Origin of the sequence: Neoroseomonas marina, from assembly GCF_012927745.1 — a bacterium.
Lineage (GTDB): Bacteria > Pseudomonadota > Alphaproteobacteria > Acetobacterales > Acetobacteraceae > Neoroseomonas > Neoroseomonas marina.
Genome location: NZ_JABBKX010000007.1, coordinates 197464 through 210799, shown reverse-complemented (window position 1 = coordinate 210799; position 13336 = coordinate 197464). Strand labels below are relative to the sequence as shown.

Below are 13336 nucleotides of genomic sequence, written 5' to 3'. Positions count from 1 at the left end.
ATGGACGGATGGTGCGACCCGGGACCGGGTCGCGCCGGGACGCGCGGTCGCTCAGGTGCTCCCCCGCTGGATGATCTCGAAGCCGAGGTCCACGGCGATGCGCTCCTCGGACCGTCCGCGGATCCGGTCCAACAGGATCTCCGCGCTGCGCCGCCCGACATCGCGGCGGGGCAGCCGCACCGTGGTGATCGCGGGGTTGAGCTGGCGCAGCAGGTCGACGTCGTCGAAGCTCGCGATCGCCACCCGCCCCGGCACCGCCCAGCCGCGCCGCTGGCATTCCAGCAGGGCCCCGATCGCCAGGACGTCGCCGGCGAAGAAGACGGCGTCCACGGTCGGCGTCGTCTCGACGAGCCGGACGATCGCCTCGGTGCCCGAAGGCAGCCCCGGCGGCATCTCCAGCATGATGCGCGGATCGAGCGGCAGCCCGGCATCGGCCAGCGCCGCCACGTAGCCCTGCCGGCGTTCCTGGGACCGCTCGTTGTGGGCGAGCGGCAGCGTGACGAGCCCGATGCGGCGATAGCCCAGCCGCAGCAGGTGCTGCGTCATGGCGCGGGCGGCATCGACGTTGGAATAGCTCACGACCATGTCGAGCGGGTCGTCGGTCAGCGTCCCGTTCTCGACCACCGGGACGCCCGAGCGGCGGACCAGCGCGCGCAAGGCCGGGGTGTGCGTCGTGTTGTGCAGCACGAGCCCGGCCACGCGCTGCGCGATGAAGGCGGTGGCGAGCGCCTCTTCCTGGGCCGGGCTGTAGCCGCTGTCGGCCACCATCAGGTGATGGCCGTTCGCGCGCAGCACGTCCGAGATGCCCTGGATCGTGTCGGAGAACAGCGTGTTGCGGATGCTGGGCACGATCAGGCCGGCGACGTTGGACCGGTTGGAGGACAGGCTCCCGGCGAGACGGTTCGGCACGTAGCCGATGTCGCGGACGGCGTCCTCCACCCGGCGGCGCACCTCGGGCGAGACGCGGTCCGGATCGTTCAGCGCGCGGGAGACGGTCATCGCGGAGACGCCGGCACGCTCGGCGACGTCGCGCATGCGCAGCGGCGCGTCCCCATCCCGGGGGCCGCGCCGGCGTCCCGGCCCGTTGCGCGCCGTGCCGCTCACATCCGCCCCGCCGTGCGCGAGGCAGGCTGGCCACGGGTCATTCCGCCGTGATCCGCGCCTCGCGCACGACGCGTCCGATCTTCTCCATGTCGCCGCGCAGCAACGCGCCCATCTGGGCCGGCGTGCCGCCGACGACGAGAGAGCCCAGATCGAGCAGCCGCGCGCGCCCCTCCGGCGTGCCGACGATGGCCATGAATTCGCGGTTGAGCCGGTCCACCACGGGGTCCGGCATGCCGGCGGGGCCGATGACCGCATACCATTCGACGATGTCGAAGCCGGGCAGCGCGGCCTCGGCGATGGTCGGCACCTCGGGCAGGTACGGCTGGCGCTGCGCCGAGGTCACGCCCAGCGCCCGCACGGCCCCGGTGCGCACGTGCGGCAGGGTCGAGCTGCCATTGCCGAACATCAGCTGGATCTCGCCGGACACCAGCGCCGCGATGGCCGGCCCGCCGCCGCGATAGGGCACATGGACCATGTCGACGCCGGTCATCAGCTTGAACATCTCGCCCGAGATGTGCACCGCCGACCCGATGCCGGGCGAAGCGAAGGACAGCTTGCCGGGATTGGCCTTGCCGTAGTCGATCAGCTCCCGCACCGAGTGCACCGGCAGGCTGGGATGCACCGCGAGGATATTCGCCACATCCGCCAGGTGCAGGATGGGCGTCACGTCGTTCACCGGGTGGAAGGGCTGGCGCGACAGTAGCGGTGCCGACACCAGCGTGCTGGTGACGATTCCGAAGCTGTAGCCGTCCGGCGCGGCGCGTAGCAGCTCGGCCGTGCCGATCGCGCCGGAGGCGCCGCCGCGGTTCTCGATCACCACGGTCTGGCCCAGCGCGACGGACAGCGGCGGCTGGATGATCCGGGCGAGGATGTCGGTGGTCCCGCCCGGCGGCCACGGGATCACCATGCGCAGCGGCCGGGCCGGCCAGGCCTGCGCGGTGGCGATGCCCGGCGTGGCCAGCGCGGCCATGGTCCCGATCAGCATGTCCCGACGCTTCATTCTTGCTTCCTCCCCGTGTTCCGGCCCGTTCAGCTGGCGGACCATGCTCCGTCGATGGGCAGGGCCGCGCCGGTGATGTCGTCGCCCGCGGGGCTGCAGAGGAAGGCGACCATGCCGCCCACCGCCTCGGGCGAGACGAAGCGCCGCGTCGGCTGCTTCTCCGCGAGGAACTCCGCGGTCGCCGCCGCCCTGTCGGTCAGGCCGCGCGCCGCCATGCCGGCGGCGATGCGGGCCTCGATCGCCGGCGTCGGGGTGGAACCCGGGCAGATGGCGTTGCAGGTGATGCCGTCCTGCAGCGTCTCCATCGCGACCGCGCGCGTCAGCCCGATCAGCGCCGTCTTGGTGGTGACGTAGCCGGCGCGCCCGGCGGTGCCGAACAGGCCGTAGACCGAGGACATGTTGACGATGCGCCCCCAGCGGCGGGCGCGCATGCCCGGCAAGGCGAGCCGTATCGCGTGGAAGGGCGCGGAGAGGTTCACCGCCAGGTCGGCCTCCCACGCCGCGGGCGTGAACGCCTCGATCGGCAGCAGGTGCCGCGTGACGGCGTTGTTGATGAGAATGTCGGGCCCATCGTCCGTCGCCGCCATCAGCGCCTCGACCTCCGCGAGCGACGAGAGGTCGGCATGCCGGTAGGTCACGGCGGCGCCATGGCGGTCCGCGAGGTCCCGGGCGATCGCGTCGCCTTCGGCCGGCGGCGCCAGCCCGTGGATCAGGACGGCGCAGCCCCTCGCGGCCAGCTGCCCGGCGATGGCGAGCCCGATGCCGCCCGTCGAACCCGTGACCAGGGCCCGGCGGCCGGCGAGCGTGTGGTCCTGCATCCGCACCGCCCATGCTTGGGATCGGTAACCTATGAGGAGGCACGACCGACGACAAGTCGAGCCCGGCACCAAGCAAGCTGCCGGGCTGTCTTGCGCCGGTACCGGAGCCGGGCATGATAGCGCTAACCAGGATCGGCCTGCATCCGCGGCGCGGCATCGGGCTCCGACCAACCGGGATGCGGCGGCAGGAAGGGCAGTTCCGAGCATGGTGTCCGAGACGTGCGAGGCTCATCTGAGCGACGCCCTGGCGGCCTTCGTCGTCGCCGCGCGCTGGGAGGATGTCCCGCCCGCGCTGCGGCACGAAACGAAGCGCGCCCTGCTCAACCATGTCGGCTGCGCGATCGGCGTTGCCGGCGATCCTGCCGTCCGCACGGCGCTCGAGGTGATGCGCCCCTTCTCCGGCGCCCCCGCCGCCGCGGTGATCGGGCAGGGGACGCGGCTGGATCCGATGGCGGCGAGCTTCGTCAACGCCATCGCCTCGAACCTGCTCGACTACGACGACACGCATCTGGCGACCGTCATCCACCCGGCCGCGCCGGTCGCGCCGCCGGCGCTCGCGCTGGCCGAACAGCGGGGCCTGTCGGGCGCGGCGGCGCTGCACGCCATCCTGCTCGGCATCGAGGTCGCCTGCCGCGTCGGGCTCGGCGTCTCGCCGGGCCATTACGCGCGCGGGTGGCACATCACGGCGAGCGCGGGCGTGTTCGGGGCGGCGGCGGCCTGCGCGAAGCTCCTCGGCCTGACGGCGGCGCAGACGGCCCATGCCCTCGGCATCGCGGCGAGCCAGTCGAGTGGCCTGGTCGAGAACCTGCCCACCGCGGCGAAGAACGTCGCCGTCGGCAATGCCGCCCGCAACGGCCTGCTCGCCGCGCTCTTCGCCGAGGCCGGCTATGAAGCGGCGCCGACGGCGATCGAAGGGCCGCTCGGCTGGGCGCGGGCCACCGGCGACCCGCCGGACCGCGCGGCCGTGCTGGGCGGGCTCGGCACGCGGTGGGAAGCCGGCCGGAACACCTACAAGCCCTACCCCGCCGGGATCGTGTTCCACGCCGTGATCGAAGCCTGTCTGGCCCTGCGGGAGGACCTTGGCGGCGACGCCGGCAAGGTCGAGAGCGTCACGGTCTCCGGCGACGCCCTCCTGCTCGCGCGCGGCGACCGCGTGGTGCGCAACGAACGCGACGCGCGCGTCAGCATCCACCATGCCGCCTCCCTCGGCCTCCTGCGTGGCCGAGCCGGCGTCCGCGATTTCGGGATGGCCGCCGTCGCCGATCCTGCCCTGGCGGCCTTCCGCGGCAAGGTGACCGCGCGGTTGGATGCGGACCTGCCGCGCGGCGCCGCCCGGGTGCATCTGCGCCTCGCGGACGGATCGGACCTCACGCGCACGGTCACCACGCCGCAGGGCAGCCTCGAGGTGCCGATGACGGATGCGGCGCTCGAGGCCAAGTTCCGCGACAATGCCGGCCTCGGCGGGTGGGCGGCCCGGGCCGATGCGCTGATCGAGGCGCTGTGGTCGCTCGAGTCCGCCCCCACCCTGGAGGCGTGGTCCTCCCTGCTGGTCCCTGGACCGGGCACGGCGGCGCCCGGATCGTGATCGGCCGCCCGCCCGCGGCCTGACCGTTCGGCGGCGCTGTCCGGTATAGTGTCCCGGATGCTCGTTCACTCGGCTTCTCGCGGCAGGGCGCCCGGCGTCCCGGGCCCCGCATGACCCTCCTCGCCGCGGAATCGATGACCCGGCGCCTTCCCGAAGGCGTCACGCTGGTCAGCGACGTCGACCTGCAGGTCGATGGCGGCGAGTTCGTCGCCATCACAGGCCCGTCGGGGTCCGGCAAGTCCTCGCTGCTCTACCTGCTCGGGCTGCTCGACCGCCCGAGCTCGGGGCGCGTGCTGCTGGAAGGGCGCGACACCGCGACGCTGGCGCCGCCGGCCCTCGCCGCGCTGCGCCTGGCGCGGCTCGGCTTCGTCTTCCAGTTCCACTTCCTGCTGCCGGAGTTCTCGGCGCTCGACAACGTCCTGATCCCGATCCGCCGGCGCGGCGTGCTCAAGCCCGCCGACGCCGAGGCGCGGGCGATGTCGCTGCTCGAGGCCCTCGGCCTCGCCGATGCCGCGCGGAAGCTGCCCGAACAGCTCTCCGGCGGCATGCGGCAGCGCGTCGCCGTCGCGCGCGCGCTCGCCAACGATCCGGTGCTGCTGCTGGCCGACGAGCCCACCGGCAATCTCGACACGAAGAACGCCGCGGCCGTCTTCGACATCTTCGCGCGCCTCGCGCAGGAAGACGGCCGCGCGGTGCTGGTGGTGACGCATGACGCGGACCTCGCGCATCGCGCGACGCGCCGCGTGCACCTGGTCGACGGCCGGATCGTCAGCGACGAGCGCGGCTAGGCGCGCTCCGCGCCGCACACGAAGGCGACGGTCTCAGGCGCGCCGTGGCGCTTCGCCGCCATGCGATCGAGGAAGGTCGCCCGCTGCAGTGATCGCCGGCGCCACGCGTGCGGGGCCTCGGCCTCGACGGCGGCGACCCGCACGGATACGCCGTCCCCCGCCAGCCGCCGCGCGATGCCTTCCCCGATGCCGGACCCGCCGCCGGTGAGGACCGCGGCGCGGCTCACGCCGCGTCCTCGATGGCGATCATGCGGGCCGGCGCGGCGTCGGCGGCGGAAGGGCGGAAACCCTCAGCCGCGCGCGGTCGCCGCGAGCAGCCCGCCGCCGGCGACCAGCGCCGCGGCCAGCGCCACGCGCCAGCTCAGCGCGCCTTCGCCCGCCACGACGAGGAGCAGCGTGGAGGCGACCGGCACCGCATAGGCCAGCGTGCCGAGCAACCGCGGATCCCCCCGCTTCATTCCCGCATCCCACAGGAAGAAGGCCGCGCCCAGCGGCCCCGCGCCGAGCAGCAGGATCGCGAGCCATTGGCGCCCGTCGGGCATGACCAGCGTCTCGAACGCGACCGAGGTCACGCCGGCGAGCAGCGCGGTGGCGATGCAGAACCCGGCCACCGCCTCGGTCGGCACGGCGGCCATGCGCTTCGAAGTGACGGAATAGACGGCCCAGACCACGGCGCAGCCGACCGCGCAGGCGAAGCCCCAGAAGGCTCCCGCGGGAAACGACGCCCCCGCGCCGACGAGCAGCGCGCAGCCGAGGAAGCCGAGCGCGACGCCCGCGAGCCGCCGCGGCCCGAGATGCAGCCCGAGGATCGGCCCCGACAGCAGCACGATCAGCAACGGCCAAAGGTAGTTGAGCAGGTTCGCCTCGACCGCCGGCGCCAGCGCCAGCGCGGCGAAGTACAGCGCGTGGTAGCCGAACAGCCCGCCCACGCCGTGCACCCACGCGAGCGGCCCCTGCCGCAGCGCGCCGAGCCGCCCGCGCGCGGCGACGACGCCGAGCGCCATCGCCCCGCCCGCAGCGAAGGCGAGCGCCGTCAGCTCCAGCGGCGGAATGCCCGCCGCCATGCGCGCGAGCAGCGCAAGGAAGGCCCAGAGCAGCAGCGCGCCGCATCCGGCCAGACTGGGCAAACCCATCGCCTCGTCACCATCTGGGGATGCAGCGCACTAAACCAGGAAGGACTGTCAGGGAATGGCCGGCTTCGTCATCCGCACCCTCGTCACCGCCGGGGCCCTCTGGGTCGCCGTCGCCATCGTGCCCGGGCTCGCCGTGCGCGACATGGGCGCGCTGCTGATCACCGCGCTCGTGCTCGGCCTCGTGAACGCCATCGTCCGGCCGGTGGCGCTGGTCCTGTCGATCCCGCTCACGATCCTCACCTTCGGGCTGTTCCTGCTGGTGGTGAATGCGGGGATGCTCGCCCTCGCCGCGGCGCTGGTGCCGTCCTTCACGATTGCCGGATTCTGGTCGGCGGTGTTCGGCGCGATCGTGGTGTCGATCGTCTCGGGGCTGATCAACGGGGCGCTGGGGGAAGGCAGTCGGCCAGGCTGACCGCGTCCAGCGCGCGATAGAAGGCGAATTCCGCGCCCGCCAGCGCAGCCTTCAGCCGGCAGCGCGCCGTCAGCGAACAGCCGCCGCCATCGGCGCGGAAGCATTCGACCAGCGCCTGGTCGCGTTCCATCCGGCGCACGACCTCCCCGATGCGGATCTGGTCCGGCGGCAGGGCCAGCGTCACCCCGCCCTGCGCGCCGCGCTGCGTCGCGACCAGCCCCTCGGCCGCCAGCGCCTGCACCAGCTTGTGCAGGTGGTTGCGCGACAGGCCGAGTTCGCGGGCCAGCTCTTCGGTGGACATCCGCCGTTCCGGCTCGGCGGCGAGGCGCATCAGCGCGCGCAGCGCGAAATCGGTGGCGGCGAGGAGGCGCATCGGTCGGGTCCCTGAATTGGTATTGACGATACCACAATCAGCGTGGCAGTTAATTGGTATCGGAGATACCAATATGCAGCCCCCGAGCGTCCCGCATCCCGAAACCCCCGCCCGCCGCGCCGCGGCGGCCGCCGCCATCGCGGCCGAGACGGGGCTCAGCGACGCCCTGATCGCCGAGACGCTGCGCGACTTCTACGCCCGCGCCCGCGCGGACGACCTGCTCGGCCCCGTCTTCGCGAAGGTCGGCGATTGGGATGCGCATATCGGCACCGTCACCGACTTCTGGTCCTCGGTGGCGCTGATGACCGGCCGCTACCACGGCCAGCCGATGCGGGCGCATTTCGGCCTCGGCCTCACGCCCGCGCATTTCGCCCGCTGGCTCGAATTGTTCGAGGCCACGGTCGCCGAGCGTTGCCCGCCCGCCGGCGCGGCGCTGCTGACGGCCCGCGCCCGCACCATTGCCCGTAGCCTGGAAATGGGCATCGCCGTCGCCCGGGGCGATTTGCCGGGCCGCACTCCAGGAGCACCCGCATGACCGCCTCCGCCTTCGCCGACCGCAACCTGTCGGACATCGCCGCCAGCCTGCCGGGGGCCACCGCCGTCTTCCGGCAGCGCAAGATGGATTTCTGCTGCGGCGGCGCCGTCCCGCTGGCCGAAGCCGCCGCGGCCCGGGGCGTCGATCTCGCCGCGATCGAGGCCGACCTCGCCGCGCTCGCCGGCGATGCCGGCGTTCCCGACACGGATCTCCCGACCTCGGCGTTGATCGGCCGCATCCTTGAGCGCTACCACCTCGCCCATCGGCGGGAACTGCCCGAGCTCATCCGCCTCGCCCGCCGCGTCGAGGCCGTGCACCGCGGCGTGGAAGGCGCACCCGTGGGGCTTGCCGACGCGCTGGAGGAAACGGAGCTCGCGCTCGCCGACCACATGGCGAAGGAGGAGGGCGTGCTGTTCCCGATGATCCTCGCCGGCCGCGGCGGCATGGCGGGGGCGCCGATCGCCGTCATGCGGCACGAACACGACGACCACGGGGAACGCCTGGCCCAGCTGCTGGCGCTGTCGAACGACGCCACGCCGCCGGCCGGGGCCTGCACGACCTGGCGCGCGCTCTGCGCCGGCCTGCGCAAGTTCGTCGACGACCTGCAGGACCACGTCCACCTCGAGAACAACGTCCTCTTCCCCCGCTTCGGGGCCTGAACCGGGCGGCGCCCTCCCGAGGGGCGCCTGCCCAGGCGGCGCCGATGCGTTGCCGTCGAGAGGCGGCGCGGGAGGGCGTGTCGGCGCCGCCATTGTGACCGGGATTGCGCGGCCGCCGTGGGGCCGCATTGAACGCGGCGCGGCCTTCCGGCAGGGTGCAGCGCAGCAACCCCGGGAAGGTTCGCCATGAGCACGGGCCTTTTGGCGCTGCTGGACGACGTCGCGGCCATCGCGAAGGTCGCCGCCGCCTCGATCGACGATGTCGCCGCGCAGGCGACCAAGGCGGGCGCCAAGGCGGCCGGCGTGGTGATCGACGACGCCGCCGTCACGCCGCGCTACGTGGTGGGCTTCGATGCGTCGCGCGAATTGCCGATCATCGGGCGCATCGCCCTCGGGTCGCTGAAGAACAAGTTCCTCATCCTGCTGCCCGCGGCGCTGCTGCTCTCGGCCTTCGCGCCCTGGCTGATCACGCCGCTGCTCGTGATCGGCGGCATCTATCTCTGCTTCGAAGGGGCGGAGAAGGTCGTCGAATGGGTGCGGCCGCATCCGGAACAGGCGCAGTCCTCCGCCGTGCCGGTGGACGCGAAGCAACTCGAGGACACGCGCGTCGCCGGCGCGATCAAGACCGACTTCATCCTCTCGGCCGAGATCATGGCGATCGCGCTCGCGACCATCCCTGAGGCGGGGATCCTGACCCAGGCTGCGACGCTCGCCATCGTCGGCTTCGTGATCACCTTCGCCGTCTACGGCGTCGTCGCGCTGATCGTGAAGGCGGACGATGTCGGCGTGGCGATGGTCCGCCGCGGCTTCGCGGCCGGCGGCATCCTCGTCCGCGGCATGCCGGTCGTGCTGAAGGTGCTGTCGGTGGTCGGCACCCTCGCGATGGTCTGGGTCGGCGGCGGCATCATCCTGCACGGGCTGGAAGCCTTCGGCCTCGCTGCCCTGCCGCACCTTGTGCACGACGTCGCCGCCGCGGCGGGCCGCGCCGTCGGCGGTGGGGCGGTCGAATGGCTGGTGGGCGCCGCGCTGGCGGGGATCGCGGGCCTGATCGTCGGCACCGCCGCCATGCCCGTCCTGGGCCGGCTGCTCCACTAGCAGCCGGCGCGCCTCATTCCCCCGTGGGGCCTGGCCCCGGCATCGACACCCGCGTGATCGCCCACTGGATCGAGGCCTCGTCGTCCTCGGCGATCAGCACGACCTGGTTCGAGCGGCGCGGTTCGCCGCCCAGGTAGACGCTGTCCTCCAGCGCCACCCGCGCGCCTTTCGCGCGGAGCTTCCACCCCACGCCCGAGGGCAGCCGCAACAGTGCCGCGCTCTCGTCCTGCAGCAGGGATGCGGTCACGCCCGGATGGAGGTGGAACCGGACCGCGAAGCCCGGCACCGGCGCGTCGCCCGGCACCTCCACCATGTCCTCCCCGCGCAGGTCGTCGCCCGATTCCGCGAGGTACAGCCGCCGCCGGTGCAGCGCCCCGAAGCCCCGCCGCCAGCCGTCATGGCTCGCTTCGAGCCACTGCGCGCCCGCCGCTTCGTGCCGCGCCGTCTCGACCTGCTCGGGCCGCCGCCCGAGCCCTTCAGGGCGCAGTTCGGAGGAATTGGTGTCCGACAGCACCAGCGTCGAATGCGCCGCGGTGGCGCGCAGCGCGTCGCGCCAGGCCTCCTCGGCCGCCGGCGCCGCGCCGCAATTCACGATCAGCCGGTCGCGCCCGACCGACATCTCGAAGGCCAGCGTCCCGGCATGGGCGAAGCGATCCGCCCCCGCCGGCAGCCCGCCCTCGGCCGCCGCCACGGCGCGCCCCGCGGGCGGTGCGCCGGTATCGACGATCACCAGCGTCCGCCCGGCCTGCAGCCGCTCGAACCCCGTCTCGGGCAGTTCCGCCGGCGCCCGCCCCCGCGCCTGGCCCTGCGTCAGCACCAGGTCCAGCAGCGCCGAGGTCTCGTCCCGCGTCCCGTTGAACAGCGCGAGCCCGCCATCCCCGTGCCGGAACAGCCGCAGCGCCGGCGCCGCGCGATCCAGCACGGCCGCCAGATGCGGCGGCGGCTCGACGCCCGCCCCATGCATCAGGTTGCGGATCTCGATCAGGTCCTGCAGCGCCAGCAACTGCATCGACGGCGAGCGTTCCACATGCCCCCCATCGGGGTGGAACTGGCGCTCGATCTCCGCCGGCAGGAAGCGCACCGCGCGCTGCAGATAGGCGTCCTCCTCCAGCGCGATCGCCGCGGCCAGAGCGCCCTTCAGCGCCACCAGCGCGCCGCGGTGCTCGGCCTCGGCCGGCAGCGCCGCCGACAGGTCCCGCGCATCCTGCGCCAGCCGCGTCATGATCGCCTTGCGGAACACGTCTTCCGACGTGGCGGCGAAGAAATCCCAATGCCCGAGCCAGGCCGAGATCCGCGCCCCCGTCACCTCCGGCGCATCCGCGATCGGCTCGTCCGCGCCGCGGTTCAGCCAATCCGCGCTCAGCGCGCGGGCATGCAGCCGCGCCGCATCCGTCCCGAGCGCCCGCAGGTCCCGCATCCAGGCGAAGCCGTGCGCCGCCGCCCGCCAGGCGATGCTGCCCGACGGCGCATCCCACCCTTCCGCCGCCGCCGCGCCGGGGCGCAGCGACCGGGCGGTGCCGGCGATCTCGAACTCCCCGCGCAGCAGCCGGGCGCCCCGCGCGGCATCGCCCGGCCAGAGGTCGCGGAACGCCCGCGCGGGCGCCTCCGGAACCTTGACGGGACGCAGCCGCGCGAGCTTCTGCCGGGCACCGCGCAGGATGTTGATCATGCGGCGGCCCTGACCGGCGCCCGCAGCGCGGCAATCGCCGCGGCATAATCCTTCTGGCCGAACACCGCCGTGCCCGCGACCAGCACGTCCGCCCCCGCCTCGACGCAGAGCGGCGCCGTCTTCGCCGTCACCCCGCCATCCACCTGCAGCCGGATGTCGCGGCCCGACGCATCGATCATCCGCCGCAGCGTCGCGATCTTCGACAACTGGCTCTCGATGAAGGACTGCCCGCCGAAGCCCGGGTTCACGGACATCACGAGAATGAGGTCCGTCAGGTCCAGCACATGCGCCACGGCATCGACCGGCGTCGCCGGATTCAGCACCACGCCCGCCTTCTTGCCCAGCGCGCGGATGGTCTGCAGCGACCGGTGCAGGTGCGGCCCCGCCTCGGGATGCAGGGAAATCCAGTCCGCCCCCGCCTCGGCGAAGGCAGCGAGGTAGGGGTCGGCCGGCGCGATCATCAGGTGGACGTCGAAGGGGATCGCGCTGCGCTTGCGCAACGCCTTCACCACGATCGGTCCGAAGGAGATGTTGGGCACGAAATGCCCGTCCATGATGTCGAGGTGAAGCCAGTCGGCGCCGGCGGCGGCGACGGCCTCGACCTCGTCACCGAGGCGGGCGAAATCGGCAGCGAGGAGGGAAGGGGCAGTCAGCGGTGCGGGCCCCATGCGGTTGTAGCCCTTTGCGACAAAGCGCGACAACAGGGAGACCGGGGGCCCCGGCGACCGGGAGGGCGCCCCCCTCCCGGACCCACCCGCCGAGGGCCGAAAGGCCCTCGGAACCCGTCACCTGGCGTCGTTCCCGATCAGGTCCCGGCACGGATCGCCGAGACGCGGCGGTTCAGCGCCCGACCGGCTTCGCTCGCATTGTCGGCGAGCGGCTGGTCCGGGCCCTTGCCCTCGACCGCAAGCCGCCCGGCCTCGATGCCTTGCGCCACCAGCCAGGCGCGCACGCTCTCGGCCCGTCGCAGCGACAGCGGACGGTTCTGCGCCGCCGTCCCCGTGCTGTCGGTATGCCCGACCAGGGTCAGCCGCAGCGCCGGATCGGCCTGCAACGCCGCACGCAGCTCGCCCAGCACCGTCGCGGCCGAGGCATCGAGCTCCGCCGAATTGGTGCGGAAGGTGATGTAGAGCTGTACCTGGCCACGCGCGGCCAGTGTTGCCGCGACCGGCGCCTGCACCGGCACCGCCGCCGCGGCCGGAGCGGCGCCATTCGCCGCGACGCCCTCGAAGCGGAAGCTGCCCGGCCACGCGTCGAAATTGCTGCTGCGGATCCCGTTGCGCGCCGCCCCGGCATAGGAATCGCGGCCCGGCAGGCTGCGCAGCGTGACCACGCCTCCGGTCCGCGGGATCGCGCCGGCATGCACCGCCGCCTGGCAGATGCCGGAATCATCCGTGTAGACCTCGACGCCCCAGACGCTGCCGGCCCCCGTCGCCTCGCCCGGGCAGAGGCAGCGCAGTGGCTCGCCGGTCCCGCGATAGAGTGCGAAATTCTCCGGGCAGGTCTGCGGAGCGGCCGTCCGCGCGGCCGCCGGGCGCAGGGTGAAGCTCGAATCGTACGCCTCGTAGTCCTCGGTCCGGACGCCGTTGCGCGTGCTGCCCCGGTAGCTCGCGGCGCCCCGCGCGGCGGTGACCACGATCTCGCCCCCATTCGCGCCCAGCAGGCCGGCATGGCGCGCGGCGGCGCAGATGCGGGAATCGGCCGTGTAGGTGTCAGTGCCCCAGACCGGCCCGTCGGCCATGCTGCCGGCGCGGCATGCACAGGTGAAGGTCTCGCCGGGCCGCCGGCCCGTGAAGTCGTCCGGGCAGTTGGGCAGCGGGCCGTCTTGCGCGACGGCGGGCGACAGCCAGGCGAAGACCGCCAGCAGGGGCAGGAGACGAAGAGCGAGGGTCACGAATGGGTCCTTCAGGCGTTGGGCCATACCGATGTCGCGCCATGACGCGGGGCGCCGACCCGCCGACGGGCGATCCGGCGCGCCGCTGGTATGCCAGGAAGATGAATCCTGCGCTGAAGCCATGCACGGCTCCAGCCTGACCGTCCTGCCCGGCGCCGCCCCCGCGCCTGGCTGGACCGTATCCTGATGCCGATCGCCAGCCGGTGATGGCCGATGCGCCGGCGCATCCCGTTCCTTCGCGCAGGCACTGAAACGCGACGCCATGATGCCG

Annotated in this window: 15 protein-coding genes; 6 read left to right on the top strand and 9 right to left on the bottom strand. The window is 73.4% G+C overall.

Annotated elements, in window-relative coordinates:
* Positions 1–51: 51 nt before the first annotated feature.
* The 3 genes from GWK16_RS19070 to GWK16_RS19060 all read right to left on the bottom strand — a co-directional run bounded on the left by GWK16_RS19070 (position 52) and on the right by GWK16_RS19060 (position 2922).
* Complete coding sequence (locus GWK16_RS19070) at positions 52–1035, bottom strand: LacI family DNA-binding transcriptional regulator (RefSeq protein ID WP_170055556.1); 984 nt, start codon at positions 1033–1035, stop codon at positions 52–54.
* Positions 1036–1141: 106 nt separating this feature from the next.
* Positions 1142–2104 carry a Bug family tripartite tricarboxylate transporter substrate binding protein gene (locus GWK16_RS19065; protein WP_170055555.1) on the bottom strand — a complete coding sequence of 321 codons (963 nt, stop codon included), beginning with the start codon at positions 2102–2104 and terminating at the stop codon, positions 1142–1144.
* 29 nt (positions 2105–2133) lie between these two features.
* On the bottom strand, positions 2134–2922 hold the full coding sequence (locus GWK16_RS19060) for an SDR family oxidoreductase (protein ID WP_170055554.1): 789 nt from the start codon (positions 2920–2922) through the stop codon (positions 2134–2136).
* 205 nt (positions 2923–3127) lie between these two features.
* Here GWK16_RS19060 and GWK16_RS19055 point away from each other — a divergent pair, with 205 nt between their 5' ends.
* The gene (locus tag GWK16_RS19055; RefSeq protein WP_170055553.1) at positions 3128–4507 is read left to right on the top strand and encodes an MmgE/PrpD family protein; all 1380 of its coding nucleotides are present in this window, start codon (positions 3128–3130) and stop codon (positions 4505–4507) included.
* Between the two features lie 134 nt (positions 4508–4641).
* Entirely contained in the window at positions 4642–5295 is a 654-nt protein-coding gene (locus GWK16_RS19050) for an ABC transporter ATP-binding protein (protein ID WP_248291481.1), read from the top strand.
* Here the strand turns inward: GWK16_RS19050 and GWK16_RS25025 are convergent.
* Together GWK16_RS25025 and yddG are read right to left on the bottom strand one after the other, a co-directional pair.
* Complete coding sequence (locus tag GWK16_RS25025) at positions 5292–5522, bottom strand: SDR family NAD(P)-dependent oxidoreductase (protein ID WP_211187554.1); 231 nt, start codon at positions 5520–5522, stop codon at positions 5292–5294. The genes GWK16_RS19050 and GWK16_RS25025 overlap by 4 nt on opposite strands.
* A gap of 63 nt (positions 5523–5585) precedes the next feature.
* A complete protein-coding gene (gene yddG, locus GWK16_RS19040; protein ID WP_170055551.1) occupies positions 5586–6428 on the bottom strand; it encodes an aromatic amino acid exporter YddG in 843 nt (280 codons plus the stop codon).
* A 55-nt stretch (positions 6429–6483) separates the two neighbouring features.
* Here yddG and GWK16_RS19035 point away from each other — a divergent pair, with 55 nt between their 5' ends.
* Positions 6484–6840: a phage holin family protein gene (locus GWK16_RS19035; protein ID WP_170055550.1), complete on the top strand. Its 357-nt coding sequence runs from the start codon at positions 6484–6486 to the stop codon at positions 6838–6840.
* On the opposite strand, the gene GWK16_RS19030 is transcribed toward GWK16_RS19035, so the two are convergent.
* On the bottom strand, positions 6803–7213 hold the full coding sequence (locus GWK16_RS19030; RefSeq protein WP_170055549.1) for an RrF2 family transcriptional regulator: 411 nt from the start codon (positions 7211–7213) through the stop codon (positions 6803–6805). The genes GWK16_RS19035 and GWK16_RS19030 overlap by 38 nt on opposite strands.
* Before the next feature lie 73 nt (positions 7214–7286).
* Here GWK16_RS19030 and GWK16_RS19025 point away from each other — a divergent pair, with 73 nt between their 5' ends.
* The 3 genes from GWK16_RS19025 to GWK16_RS19015 all read left to right on the top strand — a co-directional run bounded on the left by GWK16_RS19025 (position 7287) and on the right by GWK16_RS19015 (position 9502).
* Positions 7287–7748, top strand: coding sequence for a group III truncated hemoglobin (locus GWK16_RS19025; RefSeq protein ID WP_170055548.1), 462 nt, complete (start codon positions 7287–7289; stop codon positions 7746–7748).
* Positions 7745–8407: an iron-sulfur cluster repair protein YtfE gene (gene ytfE / locus GWK16_RS19020; RefSeq protein WP_170055547.1), complete on the top strand. Its 663-nt coding sequence runs from the start codon at positions 7745–7747 to the stop codon at positions 8405–8407. The genes GWK16_RS19025 and ytfE overlap by 4 nt, the downstream gene beginning before the upstream one ends.
* A 186-nt stretch (positions 8408–8593) precedes the next feature.
* Entirely contained in the window at positions 8594–9502 is a 909-nt protein-coding gene (locus GWK16_RS19015) for a DUF808 domain-containing protein (RefSeq protein WP_170055546.1), read from the top strand.
* A 13-nt stretch (positions 9503–9515) separates the two neighbouring features.
* Here GWK16_RS19015 and GWK16_RS19010 read toward each other — a convergent pair whose 3' ends face one another.
* The 3 genes from GWK16_RS19010 to GWK16_RS19000 form a co-directional block, all read right to left on the bottom strand.
* Positions 9516–11171 carry a heparinase II/III family protein gene (locus tag GWK16_RS19010; RefSeq protein ID WP_211187552.1) on the bottom strand — a complete coding sequence of 552 codons (1656 nt, stop codon included), beginning with the start codon at positions 11169–11171 and terminating at the stop codon, positions 9516–9518.
* On the bottom strand, positions 11168–11839 hold the full coding sequence (rpe, locus tag GWK16_RS19005) for a ribulose-phosphate 3-epimerase (protein ID WP_170055545.1): 672 nt from the start codon (positions 11837–11839) through the stop codon (positions 11168–11170). Before rpe ends, GWK16_RS19010 begins: the two co-directional genes overlap by 4 nt.
* Before the next feature lie 137 nt (positions 11840–11976).
* Positions 11977–13065 (bottom strand): LCCL domain-containing protein, encoded by a 1089-nt coding sequence (locus tag GWK16_RS19000; protein ID WP_170055544.1) that lies wholly within the window; start codon positions 13063–13065, stop codon positions 11977–11979.
* Between the last annotated feature and the right edge of the window lie 271 nt (positions 13066–13336).